Origin of the sequence: Dyadobacter koreensis, assembly GCF_900108855.1 — a bacterium.
In the GTDB taxonomy this organism is placed as follows: domain Bacteria; phylum Bacteroidota; class Bacteroidia; order Cytophagales; family Spirosomataceae; genus Dyadobacter; species Dyadobacter koreensis.
In genome coordinates, this window is record NZ_FNXY01000003.1 from 131,240 (window position 1) to 149,327 (window position 18,088).

General features: G+C 40.6%; 19 protein-coding genes. 7 read left to right on the forward strand and 12 right to left on the reverse strand.

Annotated elements, in window-relative coordinates:
* The first annotated feature begins 199 nt into the window (after positions 1–199).
* Positions 200–655: a peptidoglycan-binding protein LysM gene (gene lysM / locus BMY70_RS09250; protein ID WP_090334900.1), complete on the forward strand. Its 456-nt coding sequence runs from the start codon at positions 200–202 to the stop codon at positions 653–655.
* A 108-nt stretch (positions 656–763) separates the two neighbouring features.
* Here the strand turns inward: lysM and rplI are convergent, their stop codons facing one another.
* From rplI to BMY70_RS09270, 4 genes are all read right to left on the reverse strand, one after another.
* Positions 764–1,210 (reverse strand): 50S ribosomal protein L9, encoded by a 447-nt coding sequence (gene rplI, locus BMY70_RS09255; RefSeq protein WP_090334901.1) that lies wholly within the window; start codon positions 1,208–1,210, stop codon positions 764–766.
* A 20-nt stretch (positions 1,211–1,230) separates the two neighbouring features.
* Positions 1,231–1,482 (reverse strand): 30S ribosomal protein S18, encoded by a 252-nt coding sequence (rpsR, locus tag BMY70_RS09260; protein WP_015811483.1) that lies wholly within the window; start codon positions 1,480–1,482, stop codon positions 1,231–1,233.
* A 3-nt stretch (positions 1,483–1,485) separates the two neighbouring features.
* Positions 1,486–1,866: a 30S ribosomal protein S6 gene (gene rpsF, locus BMY70_RS09265; RefSeq protein ID WP_090334902.1), complete on the reverse strand. Its 381-nt coding sequence runs from the start codon at positions 1,864–1,866 to the stop codon at positions 1,486–1,488.
* A gap of 139 nt (positions 1,867–2,005) precedes the next feature.
* Positions 2,006–2,947: a DUF8428 domain-containing protein gene (locus BMY70_RS09270; RefSeq protein WP_090334903.1), complete on the reverse strand. Its 942-nt coding sequence runs from the start codon at positions 2,945–2,947 to the stop codon at positions 2,006–2,008.
* Positions 2,948–3,084: 137 nt separating this feature from the next.
* Here BMY70_RS09270 and BMY70_RS09275 point away from each other — a divergent pair, with 137 nt between their 5' ends.
* Positions 3,085–3,747, forward strand: coding sequence for a YggS family pyridoxal phosphate-dependent enzyme (locus BMY70_RS09275; protein WP_090334904.1), 663 nt, complete (start codon positions 3,085–3,087; stop codon positions 3,745–3,747).
* 19 nt (positions 3,748–3,766) lie between these two features.
* On the opposite strand, the gene BMY70_RS09280 is transcribed toward BMY70_RS09275, so the two are convergent.
* Complete coding sequence (locus BMY70_RS09280) at positions 3,767–4,837, reverse strand: glycosyltransferase family 9 protein (protein WP_090334905.1); 1,071 nt, start codon at positions 4,835–4,837, stop codon at positions 3,767–3,769.
* Positions 4,838–5,023: 186 nt separating this feature from the next.
* Here BMY70_RS09280 and BMY70_RS09285 point away from each other — a divergent pair, with 186 nt between their 5' ends.
* A complete protein-coding gene (locus tag BMY70_RS09285; protein ID WP_090334906.1) occupies positions 5,024–5,401 on the forward strand; it encodes a DUF423 domain-containing protein in 378 nt (125 codons plus the stop codon).
* Between the two features lie 63 nt (positions 5,402–5,464).
* Here BMY70_RS09285 and rodA read toward each other — a convergent pair whose 3' ends face one another.
* From rodA to BMY70_RS09320, 7 genes are all read right to left on the reverse strand, one after another.
* A complete protein-coding gene (gene rodA, locus BMY70_RS09290) occupies positions 5,465–6,748 on the reverse strand; it encodes a rod shape-determining protein RodA (RefSeq protein WP_090334907.1) in 1,284 nt (427 codons plus the stop codon).
* Between the two features lie 53 nt (positions 6,749–6,801).
* Positions 6,802–8,727 carry a penicillin-binding protein 2 gene (gene mrdA, locus BMY70_RS09295; RefSeq protein WP_090334908.1) on the reverse strand — a complete coding sequence of 642 codons (1,926 nt, stop codon included), beginning with the start codon at positions 8,725–8,727 and terminating at the stop codon, positions 6,802–6,804.
* Between the two features lie 94 nt (positions 8,728–8,821).
* The gene (locus BMY70_RS09300) at positions 8,822–10,396 is read right to left on the reverse strand and encodes an NFACT RNA binding domain-containing protein (protein WP_090334909.1); all 1,575 of its coding nucleotides are present in this window, start codon (positions 10,394–10,396) and stop codon (positions 8,822–8,824) included.
* Between the two features lie 38 nt (positions 10,397–10,434).
* A complete protein-coding gene (locus BMY70_RS09305; RefSeq protein ID WP_090334910.1) occupies positions 10,435–11,505 on the reverse strand; it encodes a PLP-dependent cysteine synthase family protein in 1,071 nt (356 codons plus the stop codon).
* A 132-nt stretch (positions 11,506–11,637) separates the two neighbouring features.
* Positions 11,638–12,504: a CPBP family intramembrane glutamic endopeptidase gene (locus tag BMY70_RS09310; protein WP_090334911.1), complete on the reverse strand. Its 867-nt coding sequence runs from the start codon at positions 12,502–12,504 to the stop codon at positions 11,638–11,640.
* Between the two features lie 176 nt (positions 12,505–12,680).
* Positions 12,681–13,442 (reverse strand): MBL fold metallo-hydrolase, encoded by a 762-nt coding sequence (locus BMY70_RS09315; RefSeq protein ID WP_090334912.1) that lies wholly within the window; start codon positions 13,440–13,442, stop codon positions 12,681–12,683.
* An 8-nt stretch (positions 13,443–13,450) separates the two neighbouring features.
* Entirely contained in the window at positions 13,451–13,828 is a 378-nt protein-coding gene (locus BMY70_RS09320; protein ID WP_090334913.1) for a response regulator, read from the reverse strand.
* A gap of 191 nt (positions 13,829–14,019) precedes the next feature.
* On the opposite strand from BMY70_RS09320, the gene BMY70_RS09325 reads away from it, so the two are divergent.
* From BMY70_RS09325 to BMY70_RS09340, 4 genes are all read left to right on the forward strand, one after another.
* Entirely contained in the window at positions 14,020–14,676 is a 657-nt protein-coding gene (locus BMY70_RS09325) for a DUF1684 domain-containing protein (RefSeq protein WP_090334914.1), read from the forward strand.
* A 138-nt stretch (positions 14,677–14,814) separates the two neighbouring features.
* The gene (gene pheT, locus BMY70_RS09330) at positions 14,815–17,229 is read left to right on the forward strand and encodes a phenylalanine--tRNA ligase subunit beta (protein WP_090334915.1); all 2,415 of its coding nucleotides are present in this window, start codon (positions 14,815–14,817) and stop codon (positions 17,227–17,229) included.
* Between the two features lie 138 nt (positions 17,230–17,367).
* Positions 17,368–17,712: a hypothetical protein gene (locus BMY70_RS09335; RefSeq protein ID WP_090334916.1), complete on the forward strand. Its 345-nt coding sequence runs from the start codon at positions 17,368–17,370 to the stop codon at positions 17,710–17,712.
* Complete coding sequence (locus BMY70_RS09340; RefSeq protein WP_090334917.1) at positions 17,709–18,020, forward strand: cell division protein ZapA; 312 nt, start codon at positions 17,709–17,711, stop codon at positions 18,018–18,020. Before BMY70_RS09335 ends, BMY70_RS09340 begins: the two co-directional genes overlap by 4 nt.
* Positions 18,021–18,088 lie beyond the last annotated feature (68 nt).

Here is an 18,088-nt window from a genome sequence, read left to right on the forward strand (position 1 = left end):
ATAATTGTACTTATTGAAGTGATATGCAAAAGTACAAAGTTGAGCATTGTAAACGCAGTAAAAAATGTATAAAATAAAGTTGCGGCAATATGTGACGAATGTGTTAAATAACCGTCTGACAGTTGTTCTATTCAAAAAATAGAGTAGCTTTGGCTCTAAGATTAAATCAATTTTTTACACACAAAACCAAATTTTTACGATGGGACTAATCTCTTTTTTTCAAGGAGTGGGAGAAAAAATTTTCCATAAGGAAGCAGCTGCTCCAACACCGGAAGCAGAACCATTACGCGCCAGTGCCCTTTTGGCTCATGTAAAACAACTTGGACTTGCTTACAACTCGTTATCAGTTAAAACTTCAGTTGACACAGTTACGATAGAAGGAGAAGTTGCAAAACAGGAAGATGCTGAGAAAATCGCACTTGCTGTTGGTAATGTTGAAGGTGTGAAGATCGTAGACAATCGTTTGAAAGTTGCTACTCCGGCACCGGAAGCAACATATCATACGGTTGTGAAAGGCGACACACTTTCTCTTATAGCGAAAGCAGTTTATGGAGATATGATGAAATATCCGATTATTTTTGAAGCAAACAAACCTATGCTGACACATCCGGATAAAATCTATCCTGGCCAGGTTTTGAGAATTCCTGCATTATAAGGGAGTGATCGGCTTGCGGCATTCAGCCGTCAGTTTATTAATAAAACGACATAAAAAAATGACAACTCTTTCGGGTTGTCATTTTTTTATGTCGAAGAAGATTGAATATTAATCTTCTGCTGCGATTACGTTCAAAGTTACTTTGTGTTTCACTTCTTTGTGTAGATCGATCAGTGCTGAGTAAGTACCAACAGATTTTACGTCATCAACAGTAATTTTCTTACGGTCGATATCAAAACCTTTTGATTTAAGTACATCTGCAACCTGTGTATTGGTAACACGTCCGAAAATACGGCCGCTTTCTCCAACTACAGTGCGAATGTCGATTATCAAATCGCCGATCGCTGCTGCGATGTCTTCTGCGTCTTTTTTAAGCTTTTCAGCTTTGTGAGCAGCCTGACGTACGTTTTCTGCAACGATTTTACGATTAGAGTCATTAGCCAATAAGGCAAAACCCTGCGGAATAAGGTAATTACGACCGAAACCCGCTTTTACATTCACGATGTCGTTCTTATAACCTACTCCGGCAATATCAGTTATTAGTATGATTTCCATTGTTAGTATCTCTTTCTATTTTATTTCAATTGATCAGCAACAAATGGCAATAAAGCCAAGTGACGTGCTCTTTTAATTGCCTGAGATACTTTACGCTGGTATTTCAAGCTAGTACCTGTAAGACGACGTGGCAAGATTTTTCCCTGCTCATTTACAAGTTTCAACAAAAAGTCAGGATTCTTGTAATCAATGTATTTAATACCCGCTTTCTTAAAACGGCAGTATTTTTTGCGGTTGATATTTTTTTCAACCGGTTCGTTTACGAGTGACATAGCTTATGCTTCGGTTTTAGATTCAGTTGTTGTTTCTTCCTTCTTTCTTCCAACTAGTCCTTTACGTTTTTTCTCATTGTAAGCAAGAGAATCTTTGTCAAGGGCGATAGTTAAGAAACGCATAACGCGTTCATCACGACGGAATTCTGTTTCCAAAACGTCAACAACAGCTCCACCTTCAGAGGCATATTCAAACACAGTGTAATAACCTGTGTTTTTCTTTTGGATGGGGTAGGCTAGCTTACGCAATCCCCAGTTTTCTTCGTGTACAAGCGAACCACCATTATCAGTGATAAGCGTACGGAATTTTTCAACGGCGTCCCTCATCTGAGCCTCAGACAAGATGGGAGTTAGAATGAACACCGTTTCATACTGCTTAGACATACGGCAAATATTTAAATATAAATTGATTTTTGACCTCATCAAAGATTGCTGGAATCCATAATGAGGGTGCAAAAATAGGGCTTGGAATTGACAATTCCAAGCCCTATTTGTATTTAACACAAAGTTAAGTGGTTACGGATTATTTTACCGTAAAATCACCCTGGCCAATTTTAAATCCTTCACTGTATACTTCGATCGAATATTTCCCGTCTTTCATCGGAATTCCTCCACGACCGTAATAAATATCTACTGCCTGGCGCGTGTTTGTGAAGTTGATTGTTTGCTTCGAGCTGTAGATCATTTCCTTGCCGTTGTAAGTAAATGCGCCGGAACCAGTCGCCATGTCGGACAGTACTGCGCCCTCTGGGTCCAGGATTCGGAGGAAAATATCTTTTTCATTCTGTTTCGCAACCGCATTTTCACCTAATTTGAAACTGACCTTCAGTTTGTCAATACGTTTCGATTTGTATTTTCCACCTTCCCGTTCTTTACCTTTTGAAGAAACCGCATTGATTGCGAGCTCCTCGGTACGCAAAGCAGAAGCCAGCGTTACTTTTTCAGCCAGTTCACGATTTTGTGCAGAATAGTTGATCACCGAGTCATTCAGCTGCTGTCTTTCTGATTCCAGACCTGAAACCTGTTGGCTCAATTCCTGATTCTTGTTGGTAACAATGCCAAGTTCCTCACGCAAATTCGCTAGTTCTGTATCTTTTTGAGATAAAACCTGTTCATAAGATTTAATTTTCTTTTCAAAATTGGCAGCTGAGAAATTATTAACATTTTTCAAATCCTGTTTGTCCTTTTCCAGTTGCTTTTTCAACTCTATCAAAGAATCCACACTGCCTCCCAGCTTTTGAATCTCAGCAATCTTAGTATCTAATTCGGCAGAAATTGAATCCAGTTTCGTTTTTGTAAACAAAACCTCTTCTGTTTTAGCCGTGATAATATCATCTTTAACCTTATTCTCTTGTTTTTCGTGATAGATAAAATAAACAAGTACCAAATTAAGCAATGCTAAAACGGCCAGGGCAGCCCATAGAAGAGTTTTCCGATCTTGCTTTTGTTCTTGGTTATAGTCCATATAGAGAGTTAAATTTTAAATTAATTGGTAAAAGAACTATGTTTTTTTCAATTTTGAAATAAGTTAAGCTCGATTTGTGCAAAGTAAGTTCCATTTCATCGATCTAAGCTGTTCATTATCATAAATTTTACGCCAACATGTCTGTCATTGCTGAAAATATAGCCGGAATTGAGAAACAACTTCATGGAAAAGCCAGATTAATCGCTGTTACTAAAACAAAACCAATTGAAGTTTTACAAGAAACATATGAAGCCGGATTCCGCCGTTTTGGTGAAAACAAGGTGCAGGAAATGACGGCCAAATATGAAGCATTGCCCAAAGACGTTGAATGGCATATGATCGGTCACCTGCAATCGAATAAGGTAAAATATATGGCACCTTATGTTTCAATGGTACATTCAGTTGATCAGTTTAAGCTTTTGAAGGAAATAAATAAAGAAGCCAGAAAAAACGACCGGACGATTAATTGTCTTCTTCAGATATTTATTGCAGAGGAAGAAACGAAATTCGGGCTTTCCGAAGCAGAAGCGCGTGAGATCCTCGAATCTGCTGAATTGCTTTCCTTAACCAATATAAAAATTGTCGGTTTGATGGGTATGGCTTCCAACACAGATGATGACGATAAAGTGCGTCAGGAATTTCGTACGTTAAAAAACCTGTTCGAATCTTTCAAAGCATATGAAAAGGAAAATGTGGAAATGAAAGAAATATCGATGGGGATGAGCGGAGATTTTCCAATTGCGGTCGAAGAAGGAAGTACATTGGTTCGCGTCGGAAGTGCAATTTTTGGTGCACGATGAATGTTCCGGGAAAGCAGTATCATGATGTACTGCTTTCCTTTTTTGCATTAGTGCCTAATGCTGAAACAACTTTATCTCTTACAAATTCTAACGTTAAATCCGCACAGGGAGAGCCATCCTTCCTGACAAAAACTGCATTTTCCTGACGCCCATACTTTCCGGAATACGGATTATAAGAAGGAAAACTTCCAAGAGAACCCATCAAAATAATTCCACTTGTGCCGACGGCATTCGCCAGGTGAGAAGGGCCGCTATCAAGTCCAATGAAAAAATCAGCTCTTCTGATCACTTCAGCAGTTTCCAGAATCGAAAGTTTCCCGCACAAATCGCGGTACGCCGGTGTATTCACAGACAAGTTACTGATCAGTCCGATTTCGATAATATGATAAGAATAGTTTGCAGCAAGCCATTCAACAAGTTGATTCCACCGGGCTGCCGGCCAATCTTTTGGTGCATAATTTGACTGACAATGAAGTACAATATACTTTTCTGGCAGCGCCAGTGTATCCACTTTTTTCCGGTGACTTTCCTGCAAATATAATCTGGGACTATCATCCGCCGGGAACGGGACTTTCTCTCCGATCAAATCAGCAGTCTGGGCAAAAACTTCCAGCAGATTGCCAAAATTGAAGTATGTATGCACATTGATACCTTTCTGTTCCGCGATCGGATTATCGACAAAAACCTGGCACTTGGCACAATGATTATTGTTGCTGAATTGAAGCGGATATACTTTATCAAAAACGCCGGTATCTAGTAAAACTCGGCGCTGGGTTACACAAAACTCGCTGAAAGTCTCGTTAACTGCAGGATTATGATCCACCAATTCATGGTAAGACGGCTTGACAAACCACACAATATGCGCATCAGGATGAAGTGAGCGGACATATCTGGAAATGGGCTCGGCCGCGACGATATCACCAAAATGCTCAGTTCTGATAATGGCAATTAATTCCTTCCCTCTCAAAAACCCTGCCTTCCTGGACTTAAAATAAAGCCAAGCCTTGTAACCTGAAAAATGAGCTTTAAATATGTGGGTATACTTAAAATAGCGGTGTGTCCAAAGCTGGATAAAACGTTCAATATTCATTTTCTAAATTTTGCCCGGACCAAATAATTTTTCACCGGATATTTTATGCATGCAAGTTAAGAAAGAAATATGAATCAAGAGTTGGTTAGCCTTTTTCTCAACCCTAACTTTGCCACCAGCCGATTTAGTGATCCACAGTGAGCATGACACCGGTGTCCGCAATTATCAACTTTCCTTTTTATCTATATGAAATTTATTATTCAAGCTGGTGGCTTGTTTGGTGCCCTGGCCGTTGCACTCGGCGCATTTGGAGCACATGCACTCAAAGGAATGCTGGAAGCTTCCGGAAGGATGGATACTTTCGAAACGGCCGTTAAATACCAGTTCTATCATGCCCTGGCGATGGTTTTGGTGGGATTGTTATTACAAAGAGCTGGCGAAGACGCCGTCAAATTGTTAGGATGGTCTGGTCATGCTTTCATTTTTGGCGTGTTGATATTTTCAGGTTCGCTCTACGCCATTTGCTTTACAGGAATCACAAAATTTGGAGCCACTGCTCCTATCGGCGGTTTATTGTTAATCGTTGGATGGGTGCTTTTAATTATGGCAGCATCAAAACTTTGATAGAGTATCGGTTAAGGCTTAAAACAAAATCCGTTATTAAGCCTTAACTGATAAAATCTAATATTATCCGCGGGATAACGTGAACGGTCGCTGCGCGTCTATTTTCAAAAAGATAAAAAGTAATACTGAAAACGACCATAAAGATGAACCTCCATAGCTAAAAAATGGCAATGGAATACCAATCACGGGCATCAAACCGATTGTCATTCCGACATTGACAAGGAAATGAAAGAAGAAAATGCCGGCGACACAATAACCATATACTCTCGCAAATCGGCTTCGCTGCCTTTCCGCCAGGATCACGAGACGGGATATTAGCAAAATAAATAAGGTCACTACAACGGCCGTCCCGATGAAGCCGTGCTCCTCTCCTACGGTACAAAAGATAAAGTCGGTGCTCTGCTCGGGTACAAAATCAAACTTCGTTTGGGTTCCCTGTAAAAATCCTTTTCCGCTGAATCCCCCTGAACCAATCGCTATTTTGGATTGAATAACGTTCCAGCCGATCCCGCGCGGATCAGAATCCGGATCCAGAAGCACCATAATCCGGCCTCTCTGATGTTTTTGCAACACATTATTCATAAAAAAATCGACCCCGAAAACAATGGAAATCATGACAATTGCAATCAATACAGTTGCCATCAGCCCACCCCTTCGACGCGTCATTACCGGCATAAGCCAGATAACAATTCCAGCGATAAAAATAATGGCGCCTGCGATATACCAGGAGTTATATAGCAGAGAAATAATCAATAATGCAGCTGATACAATTCCTATGGCAGGAATAAACCCCGGCATTCCCTCGCGGTAAAGTATGATTGCAAAAGATGCGAAAACAAGCATCGAACCAGTTTCATTTGAAAGAAGGATCAGGATGGACGGCAGAATTATGATCCCTAAAATCGGGTAATAATCCTTTAATTTTCGCGTCAAACTAATCGCTGGGTCACTCAAATATTTCGAAATCGCGAGACTTACCGCCAGGTTGGCAAACTGCGCAGGCTGCAATGAGATAGCCCCAAACTTGATCCAGGAGCGCGAGCCGTTGATATTAGAGCCTGCAAAAAGGACAACGACGAGCAGAAATATTACGATGGCATAGATAATAAATGAGAAAGTCTCATAGAATTTATAATCGATAACCAGAATACAAATGATCAGTATAAATGTCGTCCCAATCCACATGAGCTGCTTTCCAGCATTGTTTGACAAATCGAAAATACTGCTATGCGTCTCCGGATTATAGACTGCCGCATAAATATTGACCCACCCTATGCCAAGACAAGCGATATAGATCAATACGACCATCCAATCGACATTTTTGGTTATAGGTTTTCCCTCTTCCATTAACTTAACTATTAAAAATTTTGATGATTTGACTATTAACGAGACTGGCCCAACTAGAATCTCTTAAACCAGTTAATCACTTTTGGCATTGGTTTTTCAACCGGCACCATCGGAATTCCCTGTCTTCTTTTCGCGGTATCTTTTATGACTGGTTTTGGCGGAGCGGGCAAAATTACGTTTTTCATAAAATCAGCTTCCATGATTCGTTTCTCAAGCGCCTTGTTTGTCACGTTCCGTGTCAGATATTTTTCTATGATTAGATTGGCAATCGGTGCTGCCGCCGATCCTCCTGCGCCTGCATTTTCGACAAACACAGCAATGGCAATTTTCGGATCTTCCACCGGCGCAAATGCAATGAAGATCGAGTGGTCCATACCACGCTTATTCTGCGATGTTCCCGTTTTACCAGCAATGGAAATGCCCTCTACCCTTGATCTTCTAGCGGTTCCACCTTCCACAGCGCCAAGCATACCTTCAATGACAGGATCAAAATTGTGAGCTGCAACACCAGTTTCATGACGTACGGCGTATTCAGGTTTTAATACTTTTTTCTCTCCAATCCCATGAATTACGTGAGGTGTGTAATAATAACCTTTGTTTGCAATAATAGCCGCTACGTTTGCCATTTTTAAAGGTGTGATCAAAATTTCACCTTCACCGATACTCAACGAATAAATATTCGAGAACTTCCAGCGATTTTCACCATATATTTTGTCGTAATACTTTTTGTCCGGCAAATTTCCTTTACGTTCACTTGGCAAATCTATTCCAAGCTGCTGACCAATTCCAAATTTACTGATCTTGTCATGCCAGTCATCCAGGCCGACCGCAGAGGCTTTAAAAGTATTTGAAATCTTGTTATTGTAAATGATCCGGCGGAAAACGTTGTAAAAATAAGGGTTACATGAGTGCGTTACTCCAAGCGCAACCGTGGGAGTTCCCGGATGATTATGACAGCCTATCGGACAATTAGCGTGCGTAAACCCACTGTTGGGCGTAATTACACCTTCCTGTAAACCGATCAGTGCCTGAATTAATTTAAAAGTCGATCCCGGGCGATAACTCGCCATAACCGGACGGTTAAAAAGAGGCTTATAAGGATTCCTATAAAGTGTTGTATAATTTCTCGAAAAATGTCGGGTTGCCAGAAAATTGGGGTCATAAGTTGGGGCCGAAACCATGGATAAGATCTGACCCGTCTTCGGCTCAATCGCTACGATACTGCCCACCTTATTCACCATCAGACTATCCGCGTATTGCTGAATATCGATATCGATCCCGGAATACAAATTCTCGCCAGCCACAGCCATCGTATCCAATTCACCATTTTTCCAGGCACCCTTATATACTCCGGCGACATTTTGCATGATAAATTTAGTTCCGCGTTTTCCCCGCAGTTCATGCTCGTAAATCTTCTCAATACCAGTTTGACCAATATAATCACTCTGGCGATAATAAGGCTCTTCCTGCTTTTCAAGCTGTGTTTTGCTGATTTCGCTGACATAACCAAGTGTGTTCGCCAGCGTCGCAGCTTTGTATGTTCGCATGGAACTTTTCGCAAATTCAAATCCTGAATAATCGACCATAATATCCTGGATTGATGCGAAATCTTCTTTTGACAGCTGCCTTAAAAATAACGATGGTTTATTCCTTGAATAAGACCCTGCCGCATTGATAAGGCTGTCAAACTCACGCCTTTCGATCCCGAGAACTCTGCAAAATCGCAGTGTGTCGTCCACTTTGACTTTATTCGGGGTTACCAGCAAATCATACACAGGAGTATTATATACAATCAGTTTCCCATTCCGGTCATAGATCTGGCCGCGGAAGGGTACTTCAATTACACGTTTGATGGAGTTACTGGATGATTCGATAGAATAACTTTCGTCGAGTACCTGTAAATAAAATAAACGAAATAAGTAAATGATACCTATTAAAGTAAAGAAGCCAATAATTACAAAGCGGCGATTTTCAAGCATTCTGCACTAAATATTCCTGTTCTCTCAATTTTGCTACGAAGTTCGTGATATCGAAAGACTTATCAAAGTTCTTTGATACCTAAAATATCACTCATTATTCTGGCGTCGGAACGACCATAATTACTTCCTCTTTATCAATTACAACGGCTCCCTCAGGTAGTCCTTTTGGCTTCCGCACATATTTTTTCGGGGTAAAAATAACCGGACATAAACTATCCGTTCGTCTTTTGGAATGCCAGGCTGCGAGTTGTGCAGCTCTTTCGATCACCGGCGATGGAAATTTTTTCCCTGATTGATTTTTCACAACAACATGCGAACCGGTAACGTCTCGGGCATGCAGCCACAAATCTTCTTTATGTGCATACTGTCTGGTAAGCAAATCGTTGTTTTTAGCGTTTTTGCCGATCAAAATAGTGAAACCTAAAAAGTCGACTTTTTTAAACAGATCTGCTTGTTCTACTGAAACGGTGTTGCCGCCAGCTAACCCGTTTGACTTTATGAAGGTTCTCAGCTCACGTAAAACTTCGATTTTCTCTATTGACTTAACAAATCCAAGCATTTTCTCCCGCTCGGTTTCACGGGCTTGCAAACTATCATGCAGACGAGCTATTTCTATCTTTTCATTTTTAGATTTTCGATAATAACCCTCAGCCGTTTTCTGCGGGGTAAGATCCTTTTTCAGACGAATTTTTATTGGTTGGTCACGATAGAAATCATACAACTCAACAGATTCTGCCCGCTCCGGAATCAGGTGCAGGTTTGCCATCAGGATATTGGCTATTTCATCGTTCTTCGTCCCTTCTTCCAGCTCGACCAGTTTCTTAAACGTATTTTCCAGGTAATTGTCTGTTTGAGAAATACGTTTTTTCAGGATTCTTAAAATTTCGGCTTTTTCTTTCTCAATACCCGTGAGACGGATAAAAGCATAATAGTATGTGTTTAATGCCTCAATCGGATCTTTATAAGTATCGATAATTTCACCAACCGGTAAGAGGGAAAGTGTAGGTATCCGTTCAATTTTCGTAATATAAAAAGTTGGTTGTTCCAGTTTTTTTAAAACATCCTGAATAACAGCCCAGCGATCTTCAGGCTGAGTTATTCGTTCCAGCAATTCATTTAAATGCTTATTAATCAACTTCCCAAACGTCGGAAACAACGGCTCAAAACGGGAATCATTTTTCAAAAATGCTTCAAAAGACTGATCGATCTTCCGGTCCATCGTGTCAAGCGAAATCGTAAGATCGGTCGCAAGTTTGTTATTGAATAACTGGTTAACCTTCCCATCCCTGCCAAAAGAGATTAAATTTGACCGGTTTCCAAAAAGCTTCAAAACCAGGACATCCCCGGTTTTAAAGATAATTTCAATTGCCCGCTCGTTAATAAAAACCCGGACATGAATAATCTGCTGCTGGTATATATCGGTAAAAAGGTTTACACTGTTTCTTCTGGCGCGATCAAATTTTTCCGGAAAACTTAAACAAGCGAAATCAGAACGTAATGTTGCCTTAATAAAAAATGGTTTCTTTAATTCTTCATCGACTTCCGATTCTGCGAATACCAGTACGATCTCATCTTTTTCCTGACTAAATGCCTCGATGAATTTTTTCCCGCTTAATTCCTGATTTAGTCGTGGGGCGAGTTGTTTTAAGAAATAATAATTTTGATGCACTTGGTTTTACTGATTATTATGTACCGTTTCTACTCTTTTTAAAGCACTTCCAACAACGATTGTTGTCTCAGAACCTCATCCGCATAACCATGCTCTTTCAGCCAACTTTCATTATAGTAGGTATTCAGATAGCGGTCGCCCGAATCGCAGATCAGCGTCACAATGGAACCTGATTCACCATTTGCCCTCATTTGTTTTGCAAGTTCGAGCACGCCCCAGAAATTCGTTCCCGAAGAACCGCCAACTTTTTTATTCAGTAAAGATGTCAAAGCTTGCATGGCTGCAAAACTTCCGGCATCCGGCACCTGGATCATGTGATCTACAACGGTTCTTAAAAATGACGGTTCAACTCTTGGGCGTCCAATACCTTCAATCCTTGACCCAAGTTCGCCGCAAAGTAAGGGATCGTTATTTTTCCAGAAATTATAAAAAACTGAGTTTTCAGGATCAACAACGCAGATTTGTGTCGCATGTTGTTCATACCTCACATACCGGCCCAGCGTTGCAGAAGTTCCTCCTGTACCCGCCCCTGTCACGATCCAGCGCGGAACGGGATGAATTTCATGAGCCATCTGACGAAAGATTGATTCGGCAATATTGTTGTTTCCACGCCAGTCTGTCGCCCGTTCCGCATAGGTAAACTGATCTATAAAATGACCGTTTGTCTCCTGAGCGATTTGCCGCGAAACCTCGTAGACCTCTGCAGGATGGTCAACAAAATGACATCTTCCACCGTAAAATTCAATAGCCTGGATTTTGTCCGGACTTGTGGATTTTGGCATAACCGCCACAAAAGGAAGCCCGAGTAATCTTGCAAAATAAGCTTCGGATACCGCCGTTGATCCGCTGGATGCTTCCACTACCGTAGTTCCTTCTTGTACCCAGCCATTGCAAATCGCGTAAAGAAAAAGTGAACGGGCCAGCCGATGTTTTAGGCTGCCGGATGGATGCGTAGATTCGTCTTTGAAGTAAAAATCTATTTCCGGAAAAGACGGAAGTTTCAGAAATATTAAGTGCGTATCGGCAGAGCGCTGATAATCTGCTTCAATTTTGGAAATTGCGCTTCCTACCCAGGTTGCTTTATGATCTGCGTTGGACTGATGACACATTGGCTGCTGGCTTTTAGAATTCGATACCCAGTATGTGACGTTGGGTGTTTTTATTAATAATGCAAAGATTACAGCATATTAATAGAAAGCAATAAAAGCCAGTACTCCTTTCAGGTTGTCACAACCAGTGAATTACTTCAACCGGTCCGACATCCGCGTTTCAATATTTCTTTTTCGAAATATAAAATAAAGAGACACAATCATTAATGGCTGAAAAATGAGAGAGATTAACGAGCCTTCAAACCCAAAATCACCTCCATTCCAGATATTTTCTTTTTGAAAAGTAGTTATCACAAAAGAGTAGAAGTCGTTCCCGCTGACGTTGAATCCAAAAAAACTTTGAAAAAAATTCCAGCTGAAATGTAATGCGATCGGAAGCCACAAATTTTGCGTAATGATATACGCATAACCAAGAAACAATCCTGCAAAAAACAATCCGGCGAATCCCAGCATATCCAGATTTGGATTGGCTATATGCATGAAAGCAAAAAGTGCTGACGAAATAACCAAAGCAGTATATTTATTGAAAGAAACCATCAGGTTGTTCAGAACATAACCGCGAAGCAGCAACTCTTCTGATATCCCCACAAACACAAAGGTTCCGAAAATCCATAAACCATCGACGACATTCCGATCAACGTTTTTAACCTCAACCTGCCCGGTTTGAACCAAAATCAGCAGCGAAATAAACATGATCACAAATCCGGTACTAATGCCGACAAATATATCTGTTAAAATAAAACCGGGTCGAAAACCGACAGAAATAAAACTATCCTTAACAAAGTAAACTGTAAAAACTGCAACCAAGAGGAATGCGACAAGAAGGTCAAATAAGGCAATGATAAAAAAATGCTTGTCTGTGGTAAGAACTTCCGAAGAGAATTCCAGACCTGCCACGCGAAGTGCGATGAATTGAAAAGCTCCTCCAACAACAAGATATGGAACAACAATTAGCAGTACATTTTTCCAGCCTTTGTTGCTGTATGTTTGATTTTTCAAAAGAGGAGTAATTGTATCATATGATCTAAATCGCCGCTTGTCATTTAACGGATTAAAAAGACTAGACACATTGCATCATTTCTACATTCAAATTTAATTGAATTATACGTGATTTAATGACGATAGCAACATTTTCGTAATAGTAAATGTGTATTCCAGATATTTTGCACCATGTATTACAACTCTAAAACCAATCCATCGTAAGCCAGGTGAACATTTGGCGGGAGCTCTTTTTCTACCTCAGCATGTAGCCCTAATTTATGGCTGATGTGCGTAAGATACGCGTCCGGCACGTTCAATTTATCAATTAATTCAAGTGCCTGGGAAAGAGTAAAATGTGAAAGATGAGGTTCTTTTTGAAGTGTATCAAGGACAAGTATTCTAGACCCTAAAATTTTTTCCTGTTCAATTTCTGAGATATAATTGGTGTCTGTAATGTAGGTAAAATCACCAATCCGATAACCATAGACGGCCAGTTTGTGATGCATCACTTCAATTGGAACAAACTGAACACCTTGTACATCGAACGGCTGATTTTCTATCGGATGAAGTTCAAAGTGCGGGACGCCAGGGTACCGTTTTTCTGAAAACGCATAAGCAAATTCAACCTGAATCTGGTTTAAAACTTCCTGACGGCCGTAGAGAGGGATGTCTTGTTGCTGGCGGTGATTAAAAGCACGGGAGTCGTCGAGACCGGCGGTATGATCCTTATGCTGATGTGTATAAATAATTGCATCCAATTGCCTGACATTGGCGCGCAGCATCTGCTGACGAAAGTCGGGACCGCTGTCAATAACAAAAGATTTTCCGTGAACCTGAATCCAGACGGAGGTTCTGAGACGTTTGTTATGAAAATCAGTTGAACGGCAAACGGCACAGTCACAAGCAATAACTGGTACTCCTTGTGATGTGCCGGTTCCTAAGAATGTAATCTTCATGCAACGAACTATTCTGTCAAATGCGCAACCACTTCTACCAAACGGTCAAAGTTTAATGGTTTCATAAGCGCATCATCAAATCCAGCTTCTTTAAAGTCTTCTTCTGAATAGTTTTTGGCGTTGCCAGTTATTGCTACAATTGGTGTTTTAGCTTTGTCAGCATCTGCCAATTTTCTAATATTCCGCGCACACTCCATTCCATCCATCACAGGCATATTGATATCCAGCAAAATGATGTCAAAATCTTCCTTTTCAAGAAGTTGTAACACTTGTTCTCCATTCTTTACGGAAGTAATCTCATAGTGTTGAAATTCCAGAATCTTCCTTGCCAGATTTTGAATTACTGAGCTGTCTTCGGCAATGAGTACTCGTTTTGTGTAGGACATATAATGGATCAGGTATTGTTTTTTAATTATTTGGCAGGTGAATTTAGGTATATTTCATTCAAGAACGCAAATTCCGCTGCCTGGAAGTTCCAAAATTATCATAAAAAAATAAATAATCCGGCTCTGATTTTTTCAAACGTAGGTTTCAGGTGTAAGTTTGTAATTCATTTTACTAATTGATTTGAAAAATTATGTTCAAAAACAAAGTAATACGCTGGAGTACCCTCGCGATGCTGATAGCTATACTGGCTTATTTTTTTATTGAAAATTTTAGTTCAGGAAACGCAGAGGCAGATAAAGATGATCTTATCGCCGCAAATCCGCAACAATATATCGACAAAATTACGCAGGAACGACTTGCAAAAGATGATCAGTTTAAAACGACAAAAGACTCGCCTATCCAGGATAAAGAAAGTTTTCACGGCCTTCATTATTTTGACATTGACCCGGCTTACCGCGTGAAAGCTTTTATTACCCCTTACGAAAAAGAAGATAAGGAAATGAAGGTGACCTATACAGACGGAACAACAACGGATTATGAACGAATTGGTTACGCCAATTTCACGATTAACGGCGTTGCTGAAAAACTACTATTATTAAAAAACGAGGCAGTGATTTCAGTCCTTTTCAAAGATGCAACCAGCGGCAAAGAAACCTACGGCGGCGGAAGGTATCTGGACTATCCTGTTTCAAAAATAAAAGGTGATTCGTTGGTGCTGGATTTTAATACGGCATATAATCCTTATTGCGTGTACGCCCCAAGTTATGCCTGCCCGGTTCCTCCTGCTGAAAATACTTTGTCTGTAGCAATTCGCGCAGGAGAACAAACTGAAGAAGGAAATCATTAATTTTGTAGAAATAAATAAAATTCAGGACCAGGAAGTAAAAGTCGCTCCCGAAGCGCAGACGGACGAAAGAGATTTTAGTCTCAATTTTTCGAATAAATTTCGGGCATTTTCGACTTGGTACGCATATAAAATACCCGCATGAAAATTTCGTATAAGTGGCTTAAAGAGTTAATAGAAATAACCGAAACTCCGGAAGAAATTGGCAAATTACTGACTGGGACCGGATTGGAAGTAGAGGGGATTGAGGAAGTAGAATCCATCAGAGGAGGTCTGAAAGGTGTAGTGATCGGTGAAGTTTTGACTTGCGAAAAGCACCCGGAAGCGGATCGTTTGAAAATTACTACAGTCGATATCGGTTTAGAACAGCCGCTGAATATTGTCTGTGGTGCACCAAATGTAGCTGCCGGACAAAAAGTAATTTTGGCCACAGTCGGAACGACGCTTTATCCTACCGGAAGCGAGGAACCTTTGGTTTTGAAAAAATCAAAGATCAGAGGAGCATTGTCGGAAGGCATGATCTGCGCTGAGGATGAATTAGGATTGGGACAATCGCATGACGGAATTCTGGTATTGGATACCGATTTACCAAACGGTACGCCTGCTTCGGAATATTTCGGAATTTCTTCTGATTATTTAATCGAGATCGGATTAACTCCGAACCGCGCCGACGCTGCGTCTCATTACGGTGTTGCGCGCGATTTGAAAGCAGTTTTGAATCGTGAGATAAAATTACCTGCAATTGATTCCTTTTCTACCGACAACAATGATCTTCCCATTCAGGTAAGCGTTGAAAATGATGAAGCAGCCCCAAGGTATGCGGGTTTGACTATTACAGGAATTAAAGTTGGGGAGTCTCCGGAATGGTTAAAACAACGCCTGAATACGATCGGTATCCGCTCGATCAACTCGATTGTTGATATCACCAATTATATTTGCCACGAACTAGGTCAGCCGATGCACGCATTCGACGCTGATAAAATTACAGGCAAAAAAGTAATTGTTAAAACCGTAGCAGCCGGAACACCATTTGTAACTTTGGACGGGCAGGAAAGAAAACTTTCCGATTGCGATCTAATGATTTGCAACGAAGCAGAACCGATGTGTATTGCCGGCGTTTTCGGGGGATTAACTTCGGGGGTTACTACTGAAACTACTTCAATTTTCCTTGAATCAGCTTATTTCTCTCCAATCTGGGTTCGTCGCACTGCTCAGCGTTTTGGCTTGAAAACAGATTCGTCTTTCCGTTTTGAACGAGGAACTGATCCCAATATGCCGGTTTATGCTTTGAAAAGAGCTGCATTGTTGGTTAAGGAAATTGCCGGCGGATCGATATCTTCTGAAATTACAGATTTGTATCCAAATCCGGTAGCAGATTTTGAAGTAAAAGTCAAATACCGTCACATCGACAGACTACTTGGGAAATCGTTGGAAAAATCGTTGATCAAATCCATTCTTAACGGGCTGGATATTAAAATTGAAAACGAAGATGAGATTGGTTTTACCGCTATCGTTCCTCCATACCGTGTGGATGTGCAGCGTGAAGCTGATATAATCGAAGAGATTTTACGCATTTACGGTTTTGATCAAATCGAATTATCCCAGGGTTTAAGCTCTGATTACCTTTCCGACTTTCCCGTCAACGATCCGGAAAAGTTAAAAATGCGTGTTTCCGAATTATTGGCTGCCAACGGATTTAACGAAACCATTACTAATTCGCTGACGAAGCCTGAGCCACAATCTACCCTTGGCGAAAGTGTGTTCGGAAATCCGGTCAAGATCCTCAATTATCTGAGTGAAGATTTGTCGGTTATGCGGCAGACATTAATTTTCACAGGATTGGAAGTTGTCGCTTACAATGCCAACCGTAGACAGAAAGATCTCAAACTTTTTGAATTTGGCAAAACATATCATGAATTAAACGGAAAGTACACAGAGAAGGAACGTCTGGCTCTTTTCATTTCCGGAAATATCCAGGAGGAAACCTGGCTGGAAAAAGCAAGAGATGTTGCGTTTCATGACCTGGCGGCGTCGGTTAATCAGATTCTGGTTTCCATGAAAGTGAAGAGTGTTGAAAAAGAAGCTGCTGACAGCAACATTTTCTCGCAGGGAATTACGTTGACACTTAACAAAAAGCCTATCGTGTCGTTTGGTTTGTTGAAATCATCGATCACCAAAAAGGCCGACATCAAAGCTCCGGTTTTCTTCGCTGATTTTGACTGGGATTATCTTTTGAAACAGTATAATTCGGCCGTTGAGTTTAAAGAAGTTTCCCGCTTCCCGGAAGTGCGACGCGATTTATCTCTTGTTGTTGAAAAGAAAATCACTTTTGAAGAGCTGCGTCAGATTGCATATAAAACAGAAAAACAACTATTACGGGCTGTAAACGTTTTTGATGTTTATGAAGGAGCAAATCTGGACGGAAAAAAATCATATTCGATCAGTTTCATTTTGCAGGATGACCAACAAACATTGACTGACAAAGTGATTGACAAATCGATGCAGCGATTGATTGCCACCTATGAGCGTGAACTGGGAGCAGTGATCAGGAAATAAATTGGGTTTGAACTGTCTCAACGAGCACGAATTTTAACGCACCTGTTGGTTTTGTAAAATTTAGATTACACTGAAACCGGGCGGTTTGGCCGTCTGGTTTTCATTTTTAACCGCGGCCAGCACCGCATTCGATAAAAAATGGACCCAAGCAATCCACGCATGATTGAGCGTAAATTATCCGACTTGGAGAAGAAGTTGGACATCTTAATCCTGACGAAAGAGAAACTAAGTTGGTCAGTTTCAGAATTGCAGCGTGAAAATGATGAACTACGAACGGGTAATGCAGCGTTAAAGGTAGAAGTACAAGAAATAAAGAAAAAATACACTAGTTTGCAAAAAGACTTTAATAAGTCTAAAACTTTCGTTAAAATTGTCACTAGTAAACTGACACCAACAGGCGGTTTGGCCGAACTGAAAGAAGCAGTTGAACGATATATTGAAGAGATCGATAAGTGCATAGAATTGCTTGAAGATACCTTATGAAAAAGAATCATATACCTAATCCTGATGTTTCAGTATTCATAAAAATACTTGACAGAGGTTTCAAGTTGAGTGTTCCGGCGGATCAGGAAATATTTTACAGGGATGGTTATGATGCTTTTAAGGAACGCGTGAAAACGCTGAAAGACAAAGGAAAAGGATACGACGATATTGAGGCCATAGCGTTAACTTCTATTGAATGCCTGGTTGCATTACAGAGAAATATGGAAGAAAGTAAAAATCTTCTGGCGATGTTCGAAAAAAGGATAGATGCATTGGAAACAAATGTTACAGATGCAATTCCCAATTAAGTTGGTGATATTTCCGGTACAAACCGAAAAATTATGAAGAGGTTTGATACAATTTAATCTTTAACTCA